Origin of the sequence: Streptomyces sp. NPDC015125 (assembly GCF_043080045.1) — a bacterium.
Taxonomy (GTDB): domain Bacteria; phylum Actinomycetota; class Actinomycetes; order Streptomycetales; family Streptomycetaceae; genus Streptomyces.
Map to the genome: position 1 here is coordinate 152,984 of NZ_JBIBVF010000010.1, position 23,319 is coordinate 176,302.

Sequence of the window (23,319 nt, forward strand, 5' to 3'; positions counted from 1 at the left end):
GCACTTCCGATCCGAGCTAGTAGGCTTGCGTGCTCGGGGGCCCGGAAGGGGGTAACGGGGATGGGTGTGAGGACTTCCGGCACCGCAGCCACCGCTGACAGCTACCCGTCCGACGGACCGGCAGGCGGGCCGTCGCCCGCGACTGCCGCGGGGCGGGACGCCGTGGAAGCCGGTCTCGGGCTGGATCCCGACGATCTGCCCGACGGCCTGGTGGTCGCCGACGAGACCGGCCGGGTGATCTGCTTCAACGCCGCGGCGGCCAAGATCACCGACATCCTCCCCGGGGACGCGCTCGGCCGCCCCCTGGAGCACGCCCTGCCGCTGCAGGACATCGAGGGGCGCCGCTGGTGGCGGCTCACCGACCCCTACGGCGGGCTCGCCATCCGCCGCGGCCAGCCCGAGCGCAACCTGCTGCTCGGCGGCCGCGAGGTGCTGGTCTCCGCCCGCTATGTCCGCAGCCGGCCGACGGGGCCCGTCCAACGGCTGGTGATCGCGTTGCGCGGCACCGAGGCCCGGCGTCGTACCGAGCTCAGCCACGCCGAGCTGATCGCCACCGTCGCCCATGAACTGCGCTCACCGCTGACCTCCGTCAAGGGGTTCACCGCCACCCTCCTCCAGAAGTGGGAACGCTTCACCGACGACCAGAAGCGGCTGATGCTGGAGACGGTGGACGCCGACGCCAACCGCGTCACCCGCCTGATCGCCGAGCTGCTGGACATCTCCCGGATCGACTCCGGGCGGCTGGAGGTGCGCCGCCAGCGGGTCGACATGAGCGCCGCGGTGCGCCGGCACGTCCAGGCGCAGACCACCGCCGGCCAGCGCCCGGACCGCTTTCTGATCCGGATGCTGGAACCGCTGCCCGATCTGTGGGCGGACCCGGACAAGGTCGACCAGGTGCTGGGCAATCTGCTGGAAAATGCGGTGCGCCACGGCGAGGGAACCGTCACCATCGAGGTCGGACCGGTAGCGGATACGACCAGCGGGGAAGGGACGAGCGTCACCGTGAGCGACGAGGGCCCCGGCATCCCGGAGGAATCGATGAGCCGCGTGTTCACCCGCTTCTGGCGGGGCAGCAAGCGCGGCGGCACCGGCCTGGGCCTCTATATCGTCAAGGGCATCGTCGAGGCCCACGGCGGGACGATCACGGTCGGCCGGGCGCCCGCCGGCGGCGCACAGTTCCGATTTAGCCTGCCCGTCGCGACCCCGGCCTTCATGGCCTGATGACCAGGAGGAGCCGCGAAGCGTCCTGCGAAGGGCGGTGGTGGCGACGGGTGGGAGGGCGCCCCGCGGGGGCGCGGACCGGCCGCGCGGCCCGTCCCCCTTAGACTTGACCTTTGGCACCTTTGGCGCACAGGCATCGCGGGCACACGCGGGCTCGGCATCCCACGTTCGTGATCGACGTTTGTCATCGACGTTTGTGATCGAAGAGCCGAGGCGACGCGAGCCAAGCCAAGCCAGTCCACCGGAAGCACGGGAAGAGATGTCCGCACCCAATAAGTCGTACGACCCTGTCGAGGTCGAAGCCCTGAAACCGGAAGAGATCGCCGCACGGCTGGACGAGGCGCTGGCCGCCATCGCCGCCGCGGCCGATCTTGAGGAGCTGCGTGAGGTGAAGGTCGCGCACACCGGCGACCGCTCGCCGCTCGCGCTCGCCAACCGTGAGATCGGCGCCCTGCCCCCGCACGCCAAGGCGGACGCCGGCAAGCGCGTCGGCCAGGCCCGTGGCCGCGTGAACCAGGCGCTCAAGGCCCGCCAGGAGGAGCTGGAGGCGGAGCGCGACGCCCGCGTGCTGGTCGAGGAGGCGGTGGACGTCACACTGCCCTACGACCGCACCCCGGCCGGCGCCCGGCACCCGCTGACCACGTTCATGGAGCGGGTCGCGGATGTCTTCGTGGCCATGGGCTACGAGGTCGCCGAGGGCCCCGAGGTCGAGGCGGAGTGGTTCAACTTCGACGCCCTGAACTTCGTGCCCGACCACCCGGCGCGCCAGATGCAGGACACCTTCTTCGTCCAGGGTGCGGGCACCTCCCAGACGGAGTCCGGGGGAGGCACCGAGGGCGATGAGAGCGGCGTCGTGCTGCGCACGCACACCTCGCCGGTGCAGGCCCGCACCCTCGTCGACCGTGAACCGCCGGTCTACGTCGTCTGCCCGGGGCGGGTCTACCGCACCGACGAGCTGGACGCCACGCACTCCCCGGTCTTCCACCAGATCGAGCTGCTCGCCGTGGACGAGGGGCTGACCATGGCCGACCTCAAGGGCACCCTCGACCACATGGTCCGGGCGCTGTTCGGCCCGGACATGAAGACCCGGCTGCGGCCGAACTACTTCCCGTTCACCGAGCCGTCCGCCGAGATGGACATGGTCTGCTACGTCTGCCGTGGCGAGTCCGTGGGCAACCCCGACCGTCCGTGCCGCACCTGCTCCAGCGAGGGCTGGATCGAGCTCGGCGGCTGCGGAATGGTCAACCCCAAGGTGCTCATCGCCTGCGGCGTCGACCCCGAGAAGTACAGCGGCTTCGCCTTCGGGTTCGGCATCGACCGGATGCTGATGTTCCGGCACAACGTGGAAGACATGCGTGACATGTTCGAAGGCGACGTCCGGTTCACCCGGCCGTTCGGGATGGAGATCTGATGCGGGTCCCGCTTTCTTGGCTGCGGGAGTACGTCGACCTGCCGGCGACGGAGACCGGCCGTGACGTACAGGCCAAGCTCATTGCCGTCGGCCTGGAGGTCGAGACCGTCGAGCGGCTCGGCGAGGGCCTCAAGGGCCCGCTCGTCGTCGGCCAGGTGCTGACCATCGAGGAGCTGGAGGGCTTCAAGAAGCCGATCCGCTTCTGCACGGTGGACGTCGGCCAGGCCAACGGCACCGGTGAGCCCCAGGAAATCGTCTGCGGTGCGCGCAACTTCGCCGTCGGCGACAAGGTCGTCGTGGTCCTCCCCGGCGCCGTGCTGCCCGGCGACTTCAAGATCGCCGCGCGCAAGACGTACGGCAAGACCTCGCACGGCATGATCTGCTCCGGTGACGAGCTGGGCATGGGCGACGACGGCACGCACGGCATCATCGTGCTGCCGCCCGAGTACGAGGTCGGCACCGACGCCATCGAGCTGCTGGAGCTCGTCGACGAGGTGCTGGACATCGCCGTCACCCCGGACCGCGGCTACTGCCTGTCGATGCGCGGGGTGGCCCGCGAGACCGCCACCGCGTACGGCCTGCCGCTGCGCGACCCGGCGCTGCTGGACGTGCCGCCGCCGAACTCCGCCGGCTACCCGGTCCAGGTCTCCGACCCCCTCGGCTGCGACCGCTTCACCGCCCGCACGGTCACCGGTCTGAACCCCGAGGCGCGCTCCCCGCTCTGGCTGCAGCGCCGGCTGCAGAAGGCCGGGATGCGTCCGGTCTCGCTGGCCGTCGACATCACCAATTACGTGATGCTGGAGCTCGGCCAGCCGCTGCACGCCTACGACCGCACCAGTGTGGACGGCCCGATCGGCGTCCGGCGGGCGGCCCCCGGCGAGAAGCTGACCACCCTGGACGGCACCAAGCGGGTGCTGGATGCCGCGGACCTGGTCATCACCGACAACCGCGGCCCCATCGGCCTCGCGGGTGTCATGGGCGGCGCCAACACCGAGATCGCGGCTGCGGTCACCGACGCCGGGACCGGTGAGCTGCGGGGCACCACCGACGTCGTGATCGAGGCCGCGCACTTCGACGCGCTCTCCATCGCCCGTACGGCCCGCCGCCACAAGCTGTCCTCGGAGGCCGCCAAGCGCTTCGAGCGCGGGGTGGACCCGGAGGCCGCGTCCGCCGCGGCACAGCGCACCGTCGATCTGCTGGTGCTGCTCGCGGGCGGCACCGCCGGGGAAGGCGTCACCGAGGTCGTCACGCCCCGCGGGCCGCGCACGATCACCCTCTCCGCCGACCACCCGGACAAGGTCGCCGGTGTCGCCTACGGCCGGGAGACCGTCGTCCGCCGCCTCCAGCAGGTCGGCTGCGACGCCTACGGCCAGGACGAGCTGGTCGTGACGGTGCCGTCCTGGCGGCCGGATCTCAGCGAGCCGAACGACCTGGCCGAAGAGGTCATCCGGCTGGAGGGCTACGAAAACCTGCCCTCCACCCTCCCGAAGCCGCCGGCCGGCCGGGGGCTGACCGAGCGTCAGCGGCTGCACCGCAGGGTCGGCCGGGCGCTGGCCGGGGCCGGCTACGTCGAGGCACTGAACTACCCGTTCACCGGCTCGCACGTCCTCGACCAGCTCGGCATCGAGCCCGATGACCCGCGCCGCGCGGCCGTCACCCTCGTCAACCCGCTCTCCGACGAGGAGCCCGACCTCCGTACGACGCTGATCCCGGGGCTGCTGCACGCGCTGCGCCGCAACTACGGCCGGGGCACGCACGATCTGGCGCTCTTCGAGACCGGACCGGTCTTCCGGGCGACCGGTGACGAGCAGCCGGCCAGCCGGCTGGTCGTCGACCGCCGGCCGACCGACGACGAGATCGCCTCGCTGGACGCCTCCCTCCCGCAGCAGCCGCGGCGCGCCGCCGTGGTGCTGGCCGGGGGCCGTGAACAGGACGGCTGGTGGGGCGGCGCACGTCCCGCGATCTGGGCGGACGCCATCGAGGCGGGCCGGACCGTCGCACGGGAGGCGGGGGTGGAGCTGATCGTCCGTCAGGACCAGCACGCTCCGTTCCACCCGGGCCGCTGTGCGGCGCTGCTCGCCGTCGCCGACGGCGAGGAGATCCTCGTCGGCAACGCCGGTGAGCTGCACCCGCGGGTCATCAAGACACTGGCCCTGCCGGAGCGCACCTGCGCGATGGAGATCGACCTGGACCGCCTGGAGCAGGCCGGAACCGGCCCGCTGCGCGCGCCGAAGATCTCGGCCTTCCCGGTCGCGACCCAGGACGTCGCCCTCGTGGTCGACGAGGCGGTCCCGGCCGCGGAGGTCGAGGGCGCGCTGCGCGACGGTGCCGGTGAACTGCTGGAATCGCTGCGGCTGTTCGACGTCTTCACCGGTGAGCAGATCGGCGCGGGCAAGAAGTCGCTGGCGTATGCGCTGCGCTTCCGCGCCGCCGACCGGACGCTGACCGCGGAGGAGGCCTCGGCGGCCCGTGACGCGGCGGTCGCGGCGGCCGTGGAGCGGGCGGGCGCGGTGCTGCGCGGCTGAGCATGGGCGTGGCCCGCGACGGCGCGCGGTGAAGGGTGAGGGCGCGGACGGTGAGACCGTCCGCGCCCTCGTCTTGTGCGCTGTGCGGCGGGCGGGTCCGGTGAGGACGGTGGGGCGGGCCGGAGGCGCTGCGGGGGTGACTCGTGGGCGTGACGCTGACCGCAGGGAGACGATCGGATCCGTACACCATCACTCCATCGGGTGACGGTGTACGCATCGTCGTCGGGTGGAAACGGAACGTCGCAAGAATCAACCCGGTTGCGGCGGCGCGTGTGAGCGCGGCGGGCCGGAGCGGCAACCGTCCGGCGCGCCGTCGTCTTCGTCCTGCCCGGCCTCTGGGTGCTCGGTGTGGTGGCCTGGGAGCTGTGCCGCCCGACCAGCGGCCACCTGCTGCAGCTGCTCGCCGCCGCTCCGGCCATCGCCTGTGCGGGCACCGGCCGTCGCCGGTGTGTGCTGCTCGGCGGGGTGTGTGCGCTGATCGCGCTGCTGCCGTTCGGTGCGGTGGAGCCCGGGGCCGCGGCGGGGACGCGCATGATGACCTGCGGTGCGATCCTCGCGGTGATCGGTGCCGGCTATCTGACGGCCGGGCGGCGGCTGCGGCTGGTGCGGGAGCTGGAGCGCACCCGGGAGGTTGCCGTTGCCGCGCAGCGGGTGGTGCTGCGGCCGCTGCCCCGGCGGGTCGACGGTGTGCTGTTGGCGGCCGACCACCTCTCCGCGAGCGAGGGGGCCATGGTCGGCGGGGATCTGTACGAGGTCGTGGGGACCCGGCACGGGGTGCGGGCGGTGATCGGGGATGTGCGCGGGCACGGCCTGGAGGCCATGGGCACGGTCGCCGCGATGCTCGGCAGCTTCCGCGAAGTGGCGCACGACGAACCCGAACTGGGCGACGTGCTGCGGCGGTTGGAGCGGTCGCATCGGCGGCAGCTGCGGGAACGGGCGCTCGTGGAGCGGCCGGTGGCCGGTGACCGGGACCCGGTGACCGGGTTCGGCGAGGAGTTCGTGACCCTGCTGCTTCTCGAAGTGGCGCGGGACGGGTCCGTCACGGCGCTGAACTGCGGGCATCCCTGGCCGTACCGGGTCGCCTGCCGGGCGGTCGCCCCCGTGGCGCGGGCCGAGCCGATGCCGCCGCTGGGGCTGTTTCCGCTGCCCGAGGAGCTGTCCGCGTGCGGTGCGGGCAGCTGCGGCCGGGGGAGGGGCTGTTCTTGCACACCGACGGGGCGGCCGATGCACGGGATGCCGCGGGGGAGTTCTTTCCGCTGGCCGAGCGGCTGCGCAGCAGTGTCGAGGCGGCCGCGGCGCCGTGCGGACCCTCGCCGGCGGGGGTGGTCGGGGAGGTGCGGGAGGCGCTGCTGCGGCATGCGGACGGGCGCCTCACCGATGACGTGGCGTTGGTGATGCTGAGCAACGACCGGGTGCGGGTGCCGGCCCGGCCGGCCCGGCGCTACGCCTCCCGGTGCCCGCTTTCCGCGGTGACCGGCCGGCCGTCCGGCGGGGGGAGGGCGACGCCGGTCAGTTCCTCGGACGCCTGCCACAGACGGCCGGCGCTCTCCGGGTCGCAGGCCGCGGCCGTCCTGCCGACCATCGCCGGTGCGCCGCGCAGCTCGCCGAGTCCCTCGGGGCCGAGGTAGGAGGCGCCGGGCAGGTCCTGGGTGGCGGCGTAGAGCGTGGGGAGCGCACCGGCCCTGTTGTCCTGTGCGATCACGCGGTTGCCCACCCGCATCACCGCGCGCCGCACCGCGCTGACGTCGGCGCCCTGGAGGTTGGTGGCAGCCCAGCCCGGGTGCGCGGCGAGGGCGCGCACCGGCGACCCCGCGGCGGTGAGACGGCGCTGAAGCTCCAGGGTGAACAGCAGGTTGGCCAGCTTGGACTGGCTGTAGGCGGTGATGGGGCGGTACTCGCCGGTCAGGTTCAGGTTGTCGAAGTGGATGCGGTTGCCGGGCATCCGGTGGGCTCCGGAGGCCACCGTCACCACGCGGTCGGTGACGTACGGCAGCAGCAGGTTGGTCAGGGCGAAGTGGCCGAGGTGGTTGGTGCCGAACTGCATCTCGAAGCCGTCCTTGGTGCGGGACTCCGGGATGTTCATGACGCCGGCGTTGTTGATCAGCAGATCGAGCGGGTCGTGCCAGGCGGCGGCGAAGGCGCGTACGGAGGCGAGGTCGGCCAGGTCGAGGCGGCGGACCTCGACGCTGCCCCGGGCGCCGCGCACGGTGTCGGCGGCGGCCTCGCCGCGGGCGGTGTCCCGTACGGCGAGGACGACATGGGCACCCGCCCGGGCGAGGGCGTCGACGGTGGCGATGCCGAGTCCGCTGTTGGCGCCGGTCACCACGGCGGTGCGGCCGGTCTGGTCGGGGATGTCGGTTGCGTTCCATTTCGGGGTGTGAGCCATGGCCCCAATGTAGGCAACGCCAACAATGATGTCAATGCCAACAATGTAGCCAGTGCATACACGGGGGATAGGATGGCGGTCATGCAGACTCGTCGTTACCACCACGGAGACCTGCGCGCCGCGCTGCTCGCCCGCGCCGAGCAGACGCTCCGCGAGAAGGGGCCGGGTGCACTGTCCCTGCGGGAGCTGGCCCGCGACCTCGGCGTCAGCCATGCCGCGCCGAGCCGGCACTTCAAGGACAAGCAGGCGCTGCTCGACGCGCTGGCGCTGGCCGGGTTCGAGCGGCTGGACGAGGCGCTGGCCGCATCCCGGACGGCGGCGGGCGAGACCTTCGCCGACCGGCTCGGCGGGCTCGTCCGCGCCTATGTGGACTTCGCCGTCGCCAACGCCGAGCTGCTCGACCTCATGTACACGGTCAAGCACGACCCGGCGGCGTCCGAAGCGCTGATCACGGCCGCGCAGCGGCTGGGGGCGATGGCGGTGGAGCTGGTCGCGGAAGGACAGCGCAGCGGTGAGGTGCGGGAGGGGCCCGTCGACGACATCGGGATGCCGGTGTTCACCACCCTGCACGGCTTCGCCAGCTTCGCGGTGAGCAGTGTGCTCTCCGCCGACGAGGTCGAGTCCGGTCGCGATGCGGTCATTGCGTACATGGTGCGGGGCTGCGCGCCGAGTTGAGGGCCGACGCCCTTCACACCCCGTGTGAGGGGCGCTTCACTACGCTCGACTGACGGAGTGGTGAAGTCGACAAGGCCATGAGCTGATGGTCCGTGGGCGGGCCCGGCTCACCGGGAGGCCGGTATGGAGCCCAACACCCTGCTCGACGCGATTCTCGACGAGGCCGGTATTTCGCATGCCGGGCTCGCCGCGCGCATCAACCGGCTCGGCCGCTGCCGTGGCCTGGCGCTGCGGTACGAACACACCGCGGTGGCCCGGTGGCTGAAGGGCCAGCGGCCGCGCGGGCAGGTACCGGACCTCATCTGCGAAATCCTCGGCGAACGGCTGCACCGGCCGGTCGGGCTCGATGACATCGGGCTCAGCGGTCCGGGGGCGGGGCGAGCCGCCGGCACCCCGCTCTCCGGTTTCGTCGAGCGGGCCACCGCGCTGTGGCGGTCCGATGAGCAGCAACGGCCGCACATCCTCGACGCACCGGCGCTCACCGGCACCTCCGCGGTCATCCCCGTATGGGAGTGGGAGAACCCGCCCGAGGACTCCGATGTCTCGCGCGACGGAGTGACGCGGGTCGGTAGGGCCGACATCGAGATGCTGCGCGCCGCGCGGACGCACTACGAGACGATGTACCGGAAGGCGGGTGGTATCGCTACCAGAGCGCGCATCGTGGGATTCCTCAATTCCGAGGCGGCGCCGCTGCTGCGGGGCAGCTACAGCGATGCGACGGGGCGTCAGCTCCACCGGGCGACCGGCGGGCTGGTCGCGGTCGCCGGCATCTGTGCGTACGACTCGGACGCTCTCGGGCTGGCCCAGCGCTACTTCCATCAGGCGCTGCGGCTGGCCAAGGCCAGCGGGGACCGCGGCCTCGGCGCATATGTCATCGCGCTGCTGGTCAACCAGTCCCTCTTCGTACGGGAATACCGCCAGGCGGTCGCCTTCGCGGAGGCGGCGCTGCGGGCCGCGGGTCCGCAGATCACCCCGGCGCTCTCCGCGGACCTCTACGCGATGCAGGCCAAGTCCTACGCCCGGCTCGGCGACGGCGCCGGCGCGCTGTCGTGCATCCGGCGTGCGGAGGCGGCCGCGGAGCGCATCCGGCCCGGACAGGAGCCGGCCGAGACGGGCTACGTCCAGCCCGGCCTGGTGAACGTACAAGTGGCGGAGGCGCTGCTGAGCCTCGGTGACCTGCGGGCCGCCCGGGAGCAGGCGGACGCCGCCGTCGACACCCCCGCACACGACCGCGGCCGGGTCCACCGGCTGGCCATGCTCACCCATATCGAGCTGCGCCAAGGCGATGCGGACCGGGCCGTGGCCAATGCCGCGCAGATGACGGAGCAGGCTCGGGGCATGGAGTCGCAACGGCTGCGGGACCGGCTGCGGGCGGTGCGCGAGCATCTGGCGGAGACCGGGAGCTCCGCGACGGACGAGGCTGCCGATCTCATCGACGAGGTGCTGCGCGTTCCGCTGTGACCGGGCTCGTGTCACCTTGCCGGCTCCTCAGCGGAAGGTGGCAGTTACGTGCGTTGGAACAATCTCAGCGAAAAGCCCGTCTATGCGAATCCGTGGTTCCGGGTCAATCTGGCCGATGTGGAACTGCCCGACGGCCGTCACCTGGATCACTATCTGATCCGGATGCGGCCCGTCGCCGTGGCCACGGTGGTCAATGAGGCCCACGAGGTGCTGCTGCTGTGGCGGCACCGGTTCATCACCGACACCTGGGGCTGGGAGCTGGCCGCCGGTGTCGTCGAGGACGGTGAGGACATCGCGGCGGCGGCCGCCCGGGAGATGGAGGAGGAGACCGGGTGGCGCCCGGGACCCCTCCACCACCTCCTCACGGTGGAGCCCTCCAACGGCCTCACCGATGCCCGGCATCACATCTACTGGTCCGAAGAGGGCGAGTACACCGGCCTGCCCCAGGACGGTTTCGAATCCGAGCGGCGGGAGTGGGTGTCGTTGAAGCTGGTGCCCGACATGGTGGCGCGAGGGGAGGTACCGGCCGCGGGCATGGCCGCCGCGCTGCTGATGCTGCATCACCTCCGCCTGGGCTGACCCGACCTGGTCTGACCTGACCTGACCCGACCTGACCTGACCCGACCCGGTCTGGCCTGACCTGGTCTGGCCAGACCGGCCGGTGACTGCGCCGCGGCAGTCACCGGCCGAGGGCCTGCCACAGTGCGACCATCAGCGCCGCGAGCCCCGTGAGCGCGGCGAGGGACGGCAGTGGCCAGCGGGTGTTCTCCAATCGTGTGACGCGGGCCTGCACATCGTCCGCGTCACGCGCTTGCTGCTCGGAGCGCTGGGCGAGCAGGGCGAGTTGGCCGTCGACCCGGGCGGTGCGGACGTCCAGGAGACGCCTCAGCTCGGCTAAGTCGGCGGTGATCAGATCGGGCTCGGGGTGGGCGGTCACGGTCCGCTCCTCATTCCTTCGGTCAGCGACTTCGTTGTCCGTACGGGCATCAGTCAACTGCCCTGCGGTGAAGGGCGGGAGCGTGTGCGGCGGGGATATGCGGGTCTGCGGTTCACACCCCGTGTGAGGTGACGGGGTGTGACGGGCGGGCATCCTGGGATGTCTTTCCGGCCGTTGCACCGGGAAGACACCCCCGTACGCACGGGGTGTGAATCGCGCACCCCGAACGGGGCGGTTCACACGCTCCCGCAGGCGCCCGCACGGGAGTTGACTCGACAGTGCCACGGGGGCCGACGCCGGCGGACGGGCGCCCGCCGGCCCGGGGTCCGCCCGCCGGTTTTCCCCCGAGCGGCGGGCGGACGCCCCGGGGGCTCAGTACGAGTAGAAGCCCGACCCGGACTTCCGGCCCAGCCGGCCCGCGTCGACCATCCGCGCGAGCAGCGGGGGAGCGGCGTACAGGGGCTCCTTGTACTCCTCGTACATGGAGGCGGCGACCGAGGTCACGGTGTCCAGGCCGATCAGATCGGCCAGTTTGAGCGGGCCCATCGGATGGGCGCAGCCCATCTCCATGCCGTTGTCGATGTCCTCGCGGCTGGCGATGCCCGACTCGAACATCCGGATCGCGGAGAGCAGATACGGGATGAGCAGGGCGTTGACCACGAAACCCGAGCGGTCCTGGGCGCGGATCGCATGCTTGCCCAGCACGTCCTGCACCAGGGCCTCGGCCCGCTTGATGGTCTCCTCGCCGGTGGTCAGGGCGGGAATCAGCTCGACGAGCTTCTGTACCGGAGCCGGGTTGAAGAAGTGGATCCCGATGACCTGGTCGGGGCGGGAGGTGGCGACCGCCAGCTTCACCAGCGGGATCGACGAGGTGTTGGACGCCAGGATGGCGTCCGGCCGGGTGATCACCTGGTCGAGGACCTGGAAGATCTCGGTCTTGACCTGCTCGTTCTCCACCACGGCTTCGATGACGAGGTCGCGGTCGGCGAACTCGCCGAGGTCGGTGGTGAAGCTGAGCCGGTCGAGCGTCGCATCGCGCTCCGCGACAGTGATCTTGCCGCGCTCGGCGGCCTTGCCGAGAGAGTTGGTCAAACGGGTACGACCCAGCTCCAGAGCTTCGCCGGTGGTCTCCGCGACCATGACGTCCAGTCCGGCGCGCGCGCACACCTCGGCGATGCCTGCGCCCATCTGGCCGCAACCGACCACTCCGACGCGTTCGATGTCGGTGGAAGTGTCCGTCACCTCGTGCCTTTCGCTGATCTTCAGGACCGGCGATACGCCGTTACGCCGTAAGGGTCCGGCGGCCGCCTCGGGCCCGACGTTACTCCGCGCGGTGCTGTGCCAAGGGCGGCGGGGCGGGCATTGTGAACCCTCAGGACAGGACGAACCGGACAACCTGGGGAATTCTTGATGAGGCATATCACACGCAGAGGGTTTGCGGTGGCCACGCTGGGCGCGGCCGCTTCGCTGCTCTCCACGGGGGCGGCGGCGACCGCGGACGGCCCGCCGCGACGCGAGATGCGGGGCATGTGGCTGGCGACCGTGGCCAACCTGGACTGGCCCTCCAGTGCGAAGCTCCAGCCCGCCGCGCAACAGCGTGAACTGCGCGCCCACTTCGACACGGCCGTCGCCCGCAAACTGAACACGGTGTTCTTCCAGGTGCGGCCCACCGCGGATGCCCTGTGGCCCTCCCCGTACGAGCCCTGGGCGCAGTACCTGACCGGACAGCAGGGCCGTGACCCCGGATGGGACCCGCTCGACTTCGCGGTCCGCGAGGCCCACCGGCGCAATCTCGAACTCCACGCCTGGTTCAACCCGTACCGGGTCGCCAACCACACCGACCCCGGGCGGCTCACAGCGGACCATCCCGCCCGCCGGCACCCCGACTGGGTCCTGCCGTACGGAGGCAAGCTCTACTACAACCCCGGCCTGCCGGAGGTGCGCGGCTTCGTCCAGGACGCGATGTTCGACGCGGTGCGGCGCTACGACGTCGACGGCGTCCACTTCGACGACTACTTCTATCCGTATCCGGTCGCGGGGCAGCACTTCGACGACGATGCGGCGTTCGACGAGTTCGGCAGCGGCTTCGGGAGCCGGGCGGCCTGGCGCCGGGACAACATCGACCGGCTGGTCTACGAGATGGCGGCCAGGCTCCGGGACGGGGGCGGTCGGGCCGGGCGCCGGGTGCGGTTCGGCGTCAGTCCGTTCGCGGTCTGGCGCAATCGCGCCACCGACCCGCAGGGCTCCCGCACCCAGGCCGGGGTGCAGACCTACGACGACCTGTACGCCGACACCCGCCGCTGGGTGCGCGAGGGCTGGATCGACTACATCGTGCCGCAGGTCTACTGGCCGCTCGGCTTCACGGCCGCCGACTACGCCGAACTCGTGCCCTGGTGGGCCCGGACCGTCAACGGCACCGGTGTGGACCTCTACATCGGCGAGGCCCTCTACAAGGCGGGCGACGCGCAGCCCGCCGCCTGGAAGGAGCCGGCCGAACTCTCCCGCCACCTCACCTTCGCCCGCGACTATCCGCAGGTGGGCGGCCATGTCTACTTCTCGGCGAAGGAGGTGGCCAAGGACCGGGCGGGCGCCATGGCAAGGGTGGTGCGTGACCACTACGCCGCCGCGGCGCGGACATAGCGGCGGTCCGCGCCGGCCGGGAGGGACCGCGCGGACCGGGAGGGACCGCGCGGACCGCGGCATATGAGGAGATGCCGGTACCGGGCCGCCGGGACCGCTGTCCGCCGGCCGGCACCGCTGTCCGCCGACCGGTGCCGGTGTCTACCGGCCGGTGCCGATGTCGGTGGCCCTGCCGTGCCGGACGACCGAGTCGGGGCCGGGGGACATGATCGCCTCATGTCCGTCCTCGCCGCGGACGCGGTAGGGCGGATCGCCGTTCGGGCCCAGTACTTCGACGATTTCGACGACCTTGTCGTGATGCCCGACAGTCCTGCCGTGCACCACCAGCCGGTCGCCCCTGTTTGCGTGCATCAGGGTCCTCCCCGCCTCGGGGCGGCCGTACGACCCGTAAGCCGACAGTGCGACGGCCGACGGTTGAACGGCCAATGTTTTCCACGGTTTACGGGCCTGGCGCGACCCGGACGGCGGTACCTGCCGTCGCGGCAAGTTTACGTCCGCGGGCCGCGGTCGCACCCCGGAAAGTGCGGGTTCATCCCTTTCCGGGGTCCCTGCTGAGCCTCGCGGTCATCCGCGGGTCCGCTGGGTGACCGCGATGCACGCCAGGACCGCCAGCGCCGCCGCGGGGGCAGCCGGCGGCAGGTGCTCGCCCAGCAGCAGCACGGACCACAGCAGGGTCAGCAGCGGCTGGGCGAGCTGCAGCTGGCTCGCCTTGGAGATGCCGATCGCGGCCATCCCGCGGTACCAGGCGACCATCCCGAGGAACTGCGAGCCGAACGCCAGCCACAGCAGTCCGCCGACCGAGTGGACCGTCAGCCGCAGCGGTTCCGCGGACAGTGCCACCGCCGCGCCCGTCGCCGTGACCGGAAGCGCCAGCACCAGCGCCCAGCCGATCACCTGCCAGCCCGGCATATGGCGGGCGAGCCGGCCGCCTTCGGTGTAGCCGGCCGCGCACACCAGCAGCGCCGCGAACAGCAGCAGATCCCCGCGGCCCGGCGCCCCGCCGCTCTGCTGCACCGCAAAGCCGATGACCACGACGGCGCCGACCAGCGAGGCGACCCAGAACGTCCGGGAGGGCCGGGCGCCGGTCCGGACGGCCGAGCAGGCGGCGGTGGTCAGCGGCAGCAGGCCGACGACCACGGCTGCGTGAGAGGTGGTGGAGGTCTGCAGCGCGAGCGTGGTCAGCAGCGGGAAACCGAGGACCACACCGCCCGCGACGACCGCGATGCCCGACCAGTGACGCCGCTCCGGAGGGCGTACCCGGAACACGGCCAGCGCGCCGCCGGCCAGCGCGGTGGCCAGCACGCTGCGCAGCATCACCACCGTCCACGGCCCCATGCCCTCCAGGCCCCAGGCGGTCGCGGGGAAGGTGAGCGAGAAGGCGGCGACGCCGAGTGCGGCGAGCAGGGCGCCCCGGCTGACGAGGGCGCTGCGGGCGGAGGCGGCGGCCTCGGGGGGCTCCGGGAGCCCCGGGAGCCCCGGGAGCCCCGGGAGCCCCGGGAGCCCCGGGGCCTCCTGGCTCTCCGGGACGGTGGCGGCCGGGGCGCCCGGGGCGCTGACCGCTATCGCCGCCGTGGCAGTAGCGCTATCGTTGTCTCTCATGCAAGAGCGTAGCAGCGGTGCCGAACTGGCCGCGACCCTCCGGATGGAGCTGAACCGCTACTCTCCAGGAGAGAAGCTGCCCTCAAGTCGTGCCCTCGTGGAGCGGCATCGCGTCAGTCCGGTGACCGTCTCCCGGGCGCTCGCCGAGCTGGCGGCGGAGGGCCTGGTCGTGACCCGGCCGGGCGCGGGGGCCTTCCGGGCCGAGCCGCGCAGCGAAGCGCCCCGGCCGATCGACACCTCCTGGCAGGAGATCGCGCTGAGCGCCGAGCCGGCCGGCGACCAGGTGCCGCGCAGTGTCGACGCCTCGGGTGTGCTCGCCACGCTCGCCACCCCGGCCCCCGGCGTCATCGAACTCGTCGGCGGCTATCTGCACCCCGATCTGCAGCCGGAACGCGCCCTCGCCGCCGCGCTGGCACGCGCCGGACGGCGGCCGGGCGCCTGGGGGCGGCCCACGATCGGCGGTGGGGCGGAGCTGCGGGCCTGGTTCGCACGGGAGATCGCCGGCCCCGGTGGCCCGCTCGCCGCCAGCGACGTCCTGATCACCGCGGGCGGCCAGAGCGCGCTGAACGCCGCCCTGCGCGCCCTCGCCGCGCCCGGCGCCCCGGTGCTCGTCGAGTCCCCGACCTACCCGGGCATGCTGGCCGCCGCCCGTGCCTCCGGACTGCGGCCGGTGCCCGTACCGATGGATGCGGACGGGGTCCGTACGGAGCTGCTCGCGGATGCCTTCCGGGCCAGCGGCGCGCGGCTGTTCGTCTGCCAGCCGCTGTTCCAGAACCCGACCGGCGCGGTGCTGGCCGACGATCGGCGGCGCGAGGTGCTGCGGGTGGCCCGCGCGGCCGGTGCCTTCGTGATCGAGGACGACTTCGCACGGCTGCTGGTCCACGGCGACGCCCCCGCGCTGCCGCCGACCCTGATGGCGGACGACCGGGACGGCACGGTCGTCCATGTCCGCTCGCTCACCAAGGCCACCTCGCCCAACCTGCGGGTGGGCGCCCTGGCCGCCCACGGCCCGGTCCTCGACCGGCTGCGCGCCATCCAGGTCGTCGACAGCTTCTTCGTGCCGGGCCCGCTCCAGGAAACCGCCCTGGAACTCGTCGGCTCGCCCGCCTGGCCCCGCCATCTCCGGCTGATCTCCCGCGAGTTGACCGACCGCCGGAATGCCCTGACCGCAGCCCTGCACCAGTACCTGCCGGCCCTCGCCGGGCCGGGCGGGGGGCACGGGGCGGCGTACGGCCACGACCCCGCGCCGGGCGGTCTCTACGTCCCGCCGGGCGGCTACCACCTCTGGCTGCGGCTGCCGGACGGCACCGACGAGGCGGCGCTGACCGGTGCGGCGCTGCGGGCGGGCGTCGCGGTCGCGGCCGGCCGGCCCTACTTCGCCGCCGAGCCGCCGGCCGCGCATCTGCGACTGAGTTTTGCGGCCGCGTCCGGCACCGCCGAGATCACGGAAGGCGTCCGCAGGCTTCGTACGGCCTGCGAGGAGCTGGGGGCCCCGGTGGGCTGAAGGAGCCCGGCGGGGGAGGGGCGCCGGCTCCCCCCTCGTGAAGATGGTGGGCCGCCGGCACCCTCCGCGCCGGTAGCGGCTCGACGCCGCCCCGCCCTTCTGCGAACCTCCCGGCATGAACGATCACGCCCTCGACGGCTACGAGATCTCCACGGACCCGGCGCGCCTGGACGCCGACCTGGTCCACCACTGGCTGTCCGCCGACGCCTACTGGGCCGTGGGCCGGTCCCGGGAGCTGCACGACCGCGCCGTCGCGGGCTCGCTCAACTTCGGTCTGTACGAGGCCGGTTCCGGCCGTCAGGCCGGCTACGCCCGGGTGGTCACCGACCACGCCACCTTCGCCTGGCTCTGCGATGTCTACATCTGCCGCGACGACCGCGGCAAGGGCCTGGGCACCGCCCTGGTCGAGGCCATCGCCGACCGGCTGGCGCCCTGCGGGCCGAGCCGTCTGACGCTGGCCACCAAGGATGCCCACGGCGTGTACGAAAAGGTCGGCTTCCGCCCCCTGGTGTCCCCGGAGCAGTGGATGACCCTCGGGCTGATCGACCCGGGTCCTGTCGAGATTTGATCAACAAGGGCCGTCGCGGCGTTACTGCTCTTACCATCGGCGGATGAGCGTCCGACTCAAGCTGCTCGCCGTGGGCCGCAGCTCCTCGCTGCTCGGAGCGCGGTTCGGCGACGACCGCCCGCTCGACGCCGTGGGATGGCGCGAGGCCGAGCGGGCCGCGCCCGTCCTGTGCCGGCTCGCCGCCGCCGAACTGCGCTACTGCTCGCCGTCCGCCCGCTGCCGGGACACCGGCGAGGCCCTCGGCCTGCGCCCGCTCGCGCAACCGGCGCTGCGCGACTGTGACATGGGGCGCTGGCACGGCCGCACGCTGGGCGAGGTGGCCGCCGACGAACCGCGCGCGGTGGAGGCCTGGCTGGCCGATCCGCGCGTGGCACCGCACGGCGGGGAGTCCCTGCTGGCCTTCATCACACGCATCGGCGGCTGGCTGGACACCCGGCCGGTCGAGGACGCCGACGGACTGCTCGCGGTCGCCGAACCCGGTGTCGTCCGCGCCGCCCTGGTCTATGCGCTCCAGGCACCGCCGCACACGTACTGGCGGATAGACGTCCAGCCGCTCTCGGTGACCACCCTCACCGGCCGGTCCGGCAAGAAGTGGGACCTCCAGCTGGAGGCGTGAGACGGCGGCGGAGCGCCCGGCCGGCTCCCGCCGCGCCGGCACCGGTCGCCCGCAGGGCGTCGAACAGGGCCGTGACCGTCGGTGTCCGTGCGGCGGCCAGTTCGCCGTCGAGATGGCGCAGGGTGTGCCGCAGCGTCTCCAGCGCCGCGATCGACGCCTCCACCCCGGCCAGGTGGTCCCGCACCACCCGGGCCGGATCGACCCCGCGGTCCAGGCAGACGCCGATGGACTCCAGCCCGAGCCCCAGGTTCCGCAGCGCGAGCACCTGATAGAGCCGTACGACATCGTCCTCCGTGTACTCCCGGTGTCCGCCCGTCGTGCGCTGCGAGGGGCACAGCAGCCCGATGGTGTCCCAGTGATGCAAGGTGCGTACGGTCAGTCCGCTCGCCTCGGCGAGGGCCCCGACCTTCCAGGTGGCGGCGTTCACGGGCCAACGATGCATCCTCACGCGGGGTGAGTTCAAGTGCCGGGGCCGCCCTCGGGCACCACCCGGAAAGCCCATCCGGCGCGTTCCGCCGTCCGGGGCGTACGCACCCTTGTGACCTGCGGGAAGAGGCGGCGGACCGGCGTCTCCCGCGGAAGTTGGCCCCGCCGGGGCACACCATCGAGGTGCGCACCGTCGGGCCGGACGCTTCTCTCGGGTTATGCCCATACGTCAGATTCCTCTGTACGCACTGGCGGCCGGCGCCCTGGCGGTGTCCGTCATGCTCTTCGGCGACGACGGCGGTGCCGATGCCGCCACCGAGGCCGCCACCGGGACGGTGACCGGAGCCGCCGCCGAGGCCGCCACCACGCCGGACACCGCGAATGCGGTGGTCGTACAGCCCGACCCGGTGGCACCGGGCGCCGCCTTCTCCGTCTCCGACGGCGGGCAGTGCTCCGGCGACACCGCGGAGGCCACCTTCGACGATGCGAACATCCCCGCGCTGGAACTCTCCGACCGGAGCGGGCGGCTCGGCGGCACCGCGATCCTGCCGGAGGGCACCGCGCCCGGCTCCTACCGGGTCACCCTCACCTGCGGCGGCACCTCCCGAGCGCGGCAGAGCGCCCTGGACACCGGCCGGGCGGGCGACGAGGAGGACGGCGCGGTGCGCGGCGGGGAGGACGGCGAAGGCCGCGGCGGCGGACGCGGCGAGGAGTACGGGACGCAGTCCGGCGACGGCCGGAAGACCCTCACCGGCACCATGAGCGTCTCCGGCGGTGCCGACGAGGTCGTGCCCCAGGGCGGCGCGGACACCGGCCTCGGCGGCGCGAGCGGCACCGGCCGGGCGGCCACGACCGCGGGCGGATTGCTGTTGCTGGCCGCGGCCGGCTGGGGAGCCCTCGCCCGCCGACGGCACCCCCGCGGCACCGGGAGCTGACGGCGGTGAGCGCAGATCCACCACGGCGCGGCCCGGTCATCGGCCTCGTCACCGCCCTCATCACGGCTCTCACCCTCGCGGGCGTGTGCACGCTCGCCGCCGTCCACCTCCGCGCCCGCGACGCCACCAGCGAGGTCGACGACGGTACCCACACCGTGCTCCGCACCGAGATCGCCAGAACGCTCAGCGGCCAGCTCACCCTGCCCTTCCGCAACGGGCCCGATGCGGTGCACTGCTCCGGCGACCTCCGGCCCGTGCCGTACGAGGTGGTGCGCTGTACGGCCCACTTCCCCCTCGGCCTGGACCGCCACCTGACCGTCGAGGTCACCCAGGTCCGCCACAACAAGGTCACCTACCGGCGCCACGCCCTGCCACGCTGAGCCGCGCCCTGCCACGCTGGGCCGCGGCGGCCGTGCCGGCCGCGCCGAGCGGCGCCTCGTGCACTGGCCGGGGGCGGACGCCGGAGCGGGCAGGGATGCCCCGTTTCCTACGGCTTGAGGTCCAGGGCAGCGCGCCCCGACCCGTCCATCAGGAACGGCACCGAGCTATGCGTATGCGTGATCTTCCAGGTGCCGTCGATCTTGCGGAGGCCGACGGTCGCCCGGCTCCACAGCTCCACCTCGGAGCCGTCCGTCTTCGTCCCGTGCATCCGGTTGATGCTGTGGCCGAAGGCGACATCGTCGCCGACCGTGATCTCGACCTGGGTCAGCGACACCTCGATCGGTCCCTCCCAGGTCGCGTACCAGGCCTCGACGGCCTGTTGGTCCAGCGCCTGTGGCCCCGTGAACTGCAGCGGAGGAGCGAGACTGAAGTCCACCAGGTCCGGCGCGCAGACGGCGAGGAACCGCCGCGCGTCCCGCTTCGTCGTCGCGGCCGCCCGGTCCTCCAGCAGCTCCCGGATCTGCGCCTCGTCCGCTCTACGTGCGATGTCGGTGCTACGGGCGGTGTCGGTGGTCATGAGAGGCCCTCCCGTCGGACGGCGCCGCAGCGCCCGGAATATCTGTACAACGGGTAGACGCCGCCACCCGCACAAACTCATCGGCGGGCCTCGCGCGAGCATCGGTGGGAGGTGACCCGCCCGACCCGGTGCAGTCGAAGCTGTTCCTCACCGACCTCACAGGCCCCTCGCGAGGACCCTACGGCGCGAGTCGCAGCGCCCTCGGCTCCCGGGTCAGCCAGGCGTTCGCCGCCTCGACCCGGCCGCCCACCTGCAGCTTTGCGTAGGCGTGTTCCAGATGCTTGTCGACCGTGCGCGGGCTGATCGCCAGCCGGCGGGCGATCTGCTGGTTCGTCAGACCGCGGGCGAGCAGGGTGAGTACGGCGGACTCGCGGCGGGTGACGGGGGACGGCGCAGGCGTGGGCGTGGGCGGTGCCAGCCGGTTGAGGACGCGGCTGAGCCGGGTGCGCAGCAGGGCAGCGGCCGCCACATCGTCGTCGGAGAAGTCGCTGCCGCTGCGGCTGATCGCCACACACACCTTCCGCGGAACACCGGCCGCGTAGCCCGCCGGAAACGACATCGCGAGCTGCTGCTCGGCGTCCAGCGGCCGGTAGACGTCGGCATAGGCGGCGAGGGCATGGAAGGCGCTGCGGGTCTGCAGCGTGGAGCGACGCATCGGGGTGCCGGGGCCGAGCGTGGTGTGGGTGACGAGCGAGTCGGCCGCCGACTCGCGGGCGAACGCCTCCCGTATGTCCTGGGTCAACAGGCCGGCGGGCAGGGTGAGCGGCCGGTCGGCGCAGCCGGCGCGGGGGGACCAGATGATGCTGTCGCCGGGAATGGCACCGAGCAGCAGCGGCAGCAGCGCCGGGACAAGGGTCTCCTCGTCGACGGCATCGATCAGGAGGTCCACGACGGCGAGAATGCGCCGCAGGCCGGCCTCCGCGGCCGCGCTCATACCTCCAGCGTGCCGACGGGGCACAGGCCCGTCAAACGAGGGCCACCCGGCCGGCCGGGGGAAGACCGGCCGGGCGCGTCAGGCGCATCAGCGCCCGACGGCATAGACGCGGTTGACGAGGCTCTGTGCGGCGAGTCGCCAGTGATGGAGTCCGGCTTCGTCGGCGAGCTGCCGCATCACCTCCTCACCCGCGTGGTTGCCCAGTGCCTGCGGGCCGTGCTGGGCGAGCGCGGACGGCAGACAGATGGCAACCGAGCTTGCGGTCAGCGCCCGGCCGACGGGGTTGGCGTTCTCCTGGGCGTTCGCCGAGGCGTTCGGCTCGACGACCATGCAGGTGCCGCCGTCGGCCAGGGCCTGCTCGGCGTGGTGCAGCGCGGCGCCCGGGTCACCGGTGTCGTGCAGGCAGTCGAAGAACGTGATCAGGTCGAAGTCCTCGCCCGGGAAGTCCTGGGCGGTGGCGACCTGGAAGCTGACCCGGTCGTCCAGTCCCCGCTCGGCCGCGATGCCGCGGGCCGCTTCGATGGACGGACGGTGGAAGTCGAAGCCCTCGAAGCGCGACCGGGGGAATGCCTGTGCCATGAGCGTCGTGGAGTAGCCGTAGCCGCATCCGACGTCCGCGACCCGCGCGCCGCGCTCCAGCTTCTCCACCACACCGTCCAGCGCGGTCAGCCACTCCGGTACCAGCGCGGCCGAGTAACCGGGGCGGAAGAACTTCGCGGTGCCGGCGAACAGCGCCGTTCCGTGTTCCTCCCAGCCGACGCCCTCGCCGGTGCGGAAGGCCTCCATGAGGATGTCCTCGGTGGCGTAGACGGCCTGCAGCACGGTGGAGAACCCCGCCGCGTACGTCGGCAGATCCGGGTCCGCCAGGACGGCGGCGTGCTCGTCGGGCAGCAGGTAGGTATCGGTATCGGGCGCGTAGCTGACGTACTCGCCGGCGACCTGGGCGGTCAGCCATTCGCGTACATAGCGCTCGACCAGCCCCGTGCGGGCGGCGAGTTGTGCGGAGGTGAGGGGGCCGGCGCCCGCCATCGCGCGGTACAGGCCGAGCCGGTCGCCGAGCGAGGTGCACAGGCCGGCGACCGCGGCGCCGCTGTCGGCGATCACTCTCTCCAGGAACTGCTGCACCCGGTCTTCGTCCACCGTGGCGCCGGGGGTGACATCGGCGGAGGCCGTCATGGCTCTCACCTCCTCGTCCTCAGCTCACTGCAGCAGGCCGGCCGCCCCGCGCGCCATACGGGATTCGCCGTATACAGCGGGTGGTGGCCCCGGCCGACACTGGGGGAGAGGAGGGGATGAGGAGGGGATGAGGAGGGGATGAGGAGGTGCACCATGCGCAAGAAGATCGACTGCCGGGATCAGCCCAGCGAGATGAACTGCACCCTCGTCATCGCCGGCGAGGAGGAAGAGGTGCTCCGCGCCGCCGGTGAGCACGCGGTATCCGTCCACGGACACAAGGACGGCCCGGAGCTGCGGGAACAGATCAAGGCGGCCATGAAGGACGAGGTTCCGCAGCACGCCTGAGGCGCGGCAGTGGACGCCGTCCCTGTTACGGGGTTAAGGGGTTACGGGGTTACGGGGCGGCGATGTGGTGGTGTCCGGATGCGCCGTCCGGAGGTGGCTGTCCGGATGCGGCCGCGCGTGGACCGCGGCCGGCCCGGGCTACGACCGGCGGCGGGGCTTGCCGCGCTTGGCGCCCCTCGCACCGCCAAAACCGCTCCGTGGACTCTTGCCGACCGGCTTCCCGGCCGTTTTCCCGGCAGATTTCCCGGCGGTCTTCCCGGCCGCGGGCTTCCGCCCCGCACCGCCCGTATCGGGGCGCTTCCCCTTCGATTGCGCCGGGGCCGAGGCCGGGGCCGGGTCCGGGCGGCGTCCGCGTGAGCTGTTGACCGTCCGCCCGCGGACGATCCCGATGAAGTCCTCCACCAGGTCGGTGGTCTCGTCCTGCGGCCACGACAGCGCGACCCGTGACACCGGGGCGTCCGACACCGGCCGGTAGGTGAGGTCCCTGCGGTGGTGCAGGCGGGCGAGCGACTGCGGGACGACGAGGACCCCCACCCCTGCCGCCACCAGCTCCACGGCGTCCGCGGTCGTGGCGGGGCGCTCGTTCGCGGGCCGCCCCGGCCGGTGCTCCCAGTCGAGGGTGTCGTCGAGGGGATGCAGCACGATCTCGTCGGCCAGGTCCTCGGCGGACACCTCGTCGGCAGCCGTCACGAGGTGGTCCTTCGGGATCACGACGACGGTCGTCTCGGTGTAGAGGGGGATCGCGCTGAGGTCCGCCCCGTCCACCGGCAGCCGCACAAAACCCGCGTCGGCGCTGCCGTCCCGCAAGACGTCGAACGCCTCGGTGGCGGACACCGCGACGAGGGTCAGGGGAACGTCGGGAAGCCGCTCGTTCCAGATCCGCACCCACTTCGCGGGCGTCACCCCCGGGACATACGCGAGACGGAACGAAGGGGGTACTTCCGAGCCAGTCACTTGGACAGGTTACCGGTCGTGGTCGGAGGTAGCGCACACGATCGATAC

Annotated in this window: 23 protein-coding genes and 2 pseudogenes; 15 read left to right on the plus strand and 10 right to left on the minus strand. The window is 72.6% G+C overall.

The features are described from left to right. The first annotated feature begins 60 nt into the window (after nucleotides 1-60). The 5 genes and pseudogenes from ACF088_RS22245 to ACF088_RS22265 all read left to right on the plus strand — a co-directional run. A complete protein-coding gene (locus tag ACF088_RS22245; RefSeq protein ID WP_392377507.1) occupies nucleotides 61-1,221 on the plus strand; it encodes an ATP-binding protein in 1,161 nt (386 codons plus the stop codon). 259 nt (nucleotides 1,222-1,480) lie between these two features. Next, nucleotides 1,481-2,632 carry a phenylalanine--tRNA ligase subunit alpha gene (pheS, locus tag ACF088_RS22250; protein WP_392377508.1) on the plus strand — a complete coding sequence of 384 codons (1,152 nt, stop codon included), beginning with the start codon at nucleotides 1,481-1,483 and terminating at the stop codon, nucleotides 2,630-2,632. Further along, nucleotides 2,632-5,157 carry a phenylalanine--tRNA ligase subunit beta gene (gene pheT / locus ACF088_RS22255; RefSeq protein WP_392377509.1) on the plus strand — a complete coding sequence of 842 codons (2,526 nt, stop codon included), beginning with the start codon at nucleotides 2,632-2,634 and terminating at the stop codon, nucleotides 5,155-5,157. Before pheS ends, pheT begins: the two co-directional genes overlap by 1 nt. Nucleotides 5,158-5,976: 819 nt before the next feature. Further along, nucleotides 5,977-6,243, plus strand: a pseudogene (locus tag ACF088_RS22260) (SpoIIE family protein phosphatase); the annotation flags it as partial. 77 nt (nucleotides 6,244-6,320) lie between these two features. After that, nucleotides 6,321-6,500 (plus strand): annotated as a pseudogene (locus tag ACF088_RS22265) (SpoIIE family protein phosphatase); the annotation flags it as partial. 98 nt (nucleotides 6,501-6,598) lie between these two features. On the opposite strand, the gene ACF088_RS22270 reads toward ACF088_RS22265, so the two are convergent. Next, a complete protein-coding gene (locus tag ACF088_RS22270) occupies nucleotides 6,599-7,543 on the minus strand; it encodes an oxidoreductase (protein ID WP_392377510.1) in 945 nt (314 codons plus the stop codon). An 81-nt stretch (nucleotides 7,544-7,624) separates the two neighbouring features. Here ACF088_RS22270 and ACF088_RS22275 point away from each other — a divergent pair, with 81 nt between their 5' ends. From ACF088_RS22275 to ACF088_RS22285, 3 genes are all read left to right on the plus strand, one after another. Next, nucleotides 7,625-8,218 carry a TetR/AcrR family transcriptional regulator gene (locus ACF088_RS22275; protein ID WP_392377511.1) on the plus strand — a complete coding sequence of 198 codons (594 nt, stop codon included), beginning with the start codon at nucleotides 7,625-7,627 and terminating at the stop codon, nucleotides 8,216-8,218. A gap of 123 nt (nucleotides 8,219-8,341) precedes the next feature. Further along, nucleotides 8,342-9,679 (plus strand): transcriptional regulator, encoded by a 1,338-nt coding sequence (locus tag ACF088_RS22280; protein WP_392377512.1) that lies wholly within the window; start codon nucleotides 8,342-8,344, stop codon nucleotides 9,677-9,679. Nucleotides 9,680-9,727: 48 nt separating this feature from the next. Beyond that, the gene (locus tag ACF088_RS22285; RefSeq protein ID WP_392377513.1) at nucleotides 9,728-10,258 is read left to right on the plus strand and encodes an NUDIX domain-containing protein; all 531 of its coding nucleotides are present in this window, start codon (nucleotides 9,728-9,730) and stop codon (nucleotides 10,256-10,258) included. Between the two features lie 100 nt (nucleotides 10,259-10,358). Here ACF088_RS22285 and ACF088_RS22290 read toward each other — a convergent pair whose 3' ends face one another. After that, nucleotides 10,359-10,616, minus strand: coding sequence for a hypothetical protein (locus ACF088_RS22290; protein WP_392377514.1), 258 nt, complete (start codon nucleotides 10,614-10,616; stop codon nucleotides 10,359-10,361). A 372-nt stretch (nucleotides 10,617-10,988) separates the two neighbouring features. Then, nucleotides 10,989-11,858, minus strand: a complete 870-nt coding sequence (locus ACF088_RS22295) for a 3-hydroxybutyryl-CoA dehydrogenase (RefSeq protein WP_392377515.1) — start codon at nucleotides 11,856-11,858, stop codon at nucleotides 10,989-10,991. Between the two features lie 168 nt (nucleotides 11,859-12,026). Here ACF088_RS22295 and ACF088_RS22300 point away from each other — a divergent pair, with 168 nt between their 5' ends. Next, nucleotides 12,027-13,256: a glycoside hydrolase family 10 protein gene (locus ACF088_RS22300; RefSeq protein ID WP_392377516.1), complete on the plus strand. Its 1,230-nt coding sequence runs from the start codon at nucleotides 12,027-12,029 to the stop codon at nucleotides 13,254-13,256. 141 nt (nucleotides 13,257-13,397) lie between these two features. On the opposite strand, the gene ACF088_RS22305 is transcribed toward ACF088_RS22300, so the two are convergent. Continuing rightward, a complete protein-coding gene (locus ACF088_RS22305; protein WP_392377517.1) occupies nucleotides 13,398-13,607 on the minus strand; it encodes a DUF1918 domain-containing protein in 210 nt (69 codons plus the stop codon). A 213-nt stretch (nucleotides 13,608-13,820) separates the two neighbouring features. Beyond that, entirely contained in the window at nucleotides 13,821-14,855 is a 1,035-nt protein-coding gene (locus ACF088_RS22310) for a DMT family transporter (RefSeq protein WP_392377518.1), read from the minus strand. Here ACF088_RS22310 and ACF088_RS22315 point away from each other — a divergent pair. The 3 genes from ACF088_RS22315 to ACF088_RS22325 all read left to right on the plus strand — a co-directional run bounded on the left by ACF088_RS22315 (nucleotide 14,854) and on the right by ACF088_RS22325 (nucleotide 17,543). Then, nucleotides 14,854-16,359 (plus strand): PLP-dependent aminotransferase family protein, encoded by a 1,506-nt coding sequence (locus tag ACF088_RS22315; protein ID WP_392377519.1) that lies wholly within the window; start codon nucleotides 14,854-14,856, stop codon nucleotides 16,357-16,359. The two genes, ACF088_RS22310 and ACF088_RS22315, sit on opposite strands and share 2 nt — an antisense overlap. A 115-nt stretch (nucleotides 16,360-16,474) precedes the next feature. After that, entirely contained in the window at nucleotides 16,475-16,927 is a 453-nt protein-coding gene (locus ACF088_RS22320) for a GNAT family N-acetyltransferase (protein ID WP_392377520.1), read from the plus strand. Between the two features lie 43 nt (nucleotides 16,928-16,970). Further along, nucleotides 16,971-17,543 carry a histidine phosphatase family protein gene (locus tag ACF088_RS22325; protein ID WP_392377521.1) on the plus strand — a complete coding sequence of 191 codons (573 nt, stop codon included), beginning with the start codon at nucleotides 16,971-16,973 and terminating at the stop codon, nucleotides 17,541-17,543. On the opposite strand, the gene ACF088_RS22330 is transcribed toward ACF088_RS22325, so the two are convergent. After that, entirely contained in the window at nucleotides 17,497-17,970 is a 474-nt protein-coding gene (locus tag ACF088_RS22330) for a MerR family transcriptional regulator (RefSeq protein WP_392377522.1), read from the minus strand. The genes ACF088_RS22325 and ACF088_RS22330 overlap by 47 nt on opposite strands. 217 nt (nucleotides 17,971-18,187) lie before the next feature. Here ACF088_RS22330 and ACF088_RS22335 point away from each other — a divergent pair, with 217 nt between their 5' ends. Together ACF088_RS22335 and ACF088_RS22340 are read left to right on the plus strand one after the other, a co-directional pair. Further along, complete coding sequence (locus ACF088_RS22335) at nucleotides 18,188-18,904, plus strand: hypothetical protein (protein ID WP_392377523.1); 717 nt, start codon at nucleotides 18,188-18,190, stop codon at nucleotides 18,902-18,904. A 5-nt stretch (nucleotides 18,905-18,909) separates the two neighbouring features. Further along, on the plus strand, nucleotides 18,910-19,284 hold the full coding sequence (locus ACF088_RS22340; protein WP_392377524.1) for a DUF4333 domain-containing protein: 375 nt from the start codon (nucleotides 18,910-18,912) through the stop codon (nucleotides 19,282-19,284). Between the two features lie 107 nt (nucleotides 19,285-19,391). Here the strand turns inward: ACF088_RS22340 and ACF088_RS22345 are convergent, their stop codons facing one another. The 3 genes from ACF088_RS22345 to ACF088_RS22355 all read right to left on the minus strand — a co-directional run bounded on the left by ACF088_RS22345 (nucleotide 19,392) and on the right by ACF088_RS22355 (nucleotide 21,972). Next, complete coding sequence (locus ACF088_RS22345; protein WP_392377525.1) at nucleotides 19,392-19,862, minus strand: YybH family protein; 471 nt, start codon at nucleotides 19,860-19,862, stop codon at nucleotides 19,392-19,394. Nucleotides 19,863-20,040: 178 nt separating this feature from the next. Then, on the minus strand, nucleotides 20,041-20,796 hold the full coding sequence (locus ACF088_RS22350) for a response regulator transcription factor (protein ID WP_392377526.1): 756 nt from the start codon (nucleotides 20,794-20,796) through the stop codon (nucleotides 20,041-20,043). A gap of 87 nt (nucleotides 20,797-20,883) precedes the next feature. Then, nucleotides 20,884-21,972 (minus strand): class I SAM-dependent methyltransferase, encoded by a 1,089-nt coding sequence (locus tag ACF088_RS22355; RefSeq protein ID WP_392377527.1) that lies wholly within the window; start codon nucleotides 21,970-21,972, stop codon nucleotides 20,884-20,886. A 153-nt stretch (nucleotides 21,973-22,125) separates the two neighbouring features. Between ACF088_RS22355 and ACF088_RS22360 the strand changes: the two genes are divergently transcribed. Beyond that, nucleotides 22,126-22,317 carry a DUF1059 domain-containing protein gene (locus tag ACF088_RS22360; RefSeq protein ID WP_392377528.1) on the plus strand — a complete coding sequence of 64 codons (192 nt, stop codon included), beginning with the start codon at nucleotides 22,126-22,128 and terminating at the stop codon, nucleotides 22,315-22,317. 138 nt (nucleotides 22,318-22,455) lie between these two features. On the opposite strand, the gene ACF088_RS22365 is transcribed toward ACF088_RS22360, so the two are convergent. Beyond that, the gene (locus tag ACF088_RS22365) at nucleotides 22,456-23,271 is read right to left on the minus strand and encodes a LysR substrate-binding domain-containing protein (protein WP_392377529.1); all 816 of its coding nucleotides are present in this window, start codon (nucleotides 23,269-23,271) and stop codon (nucleotides 22,456-22,458) included. Nucleotides 23,272-23,319 lie beyond the last annotated feature (48 nt).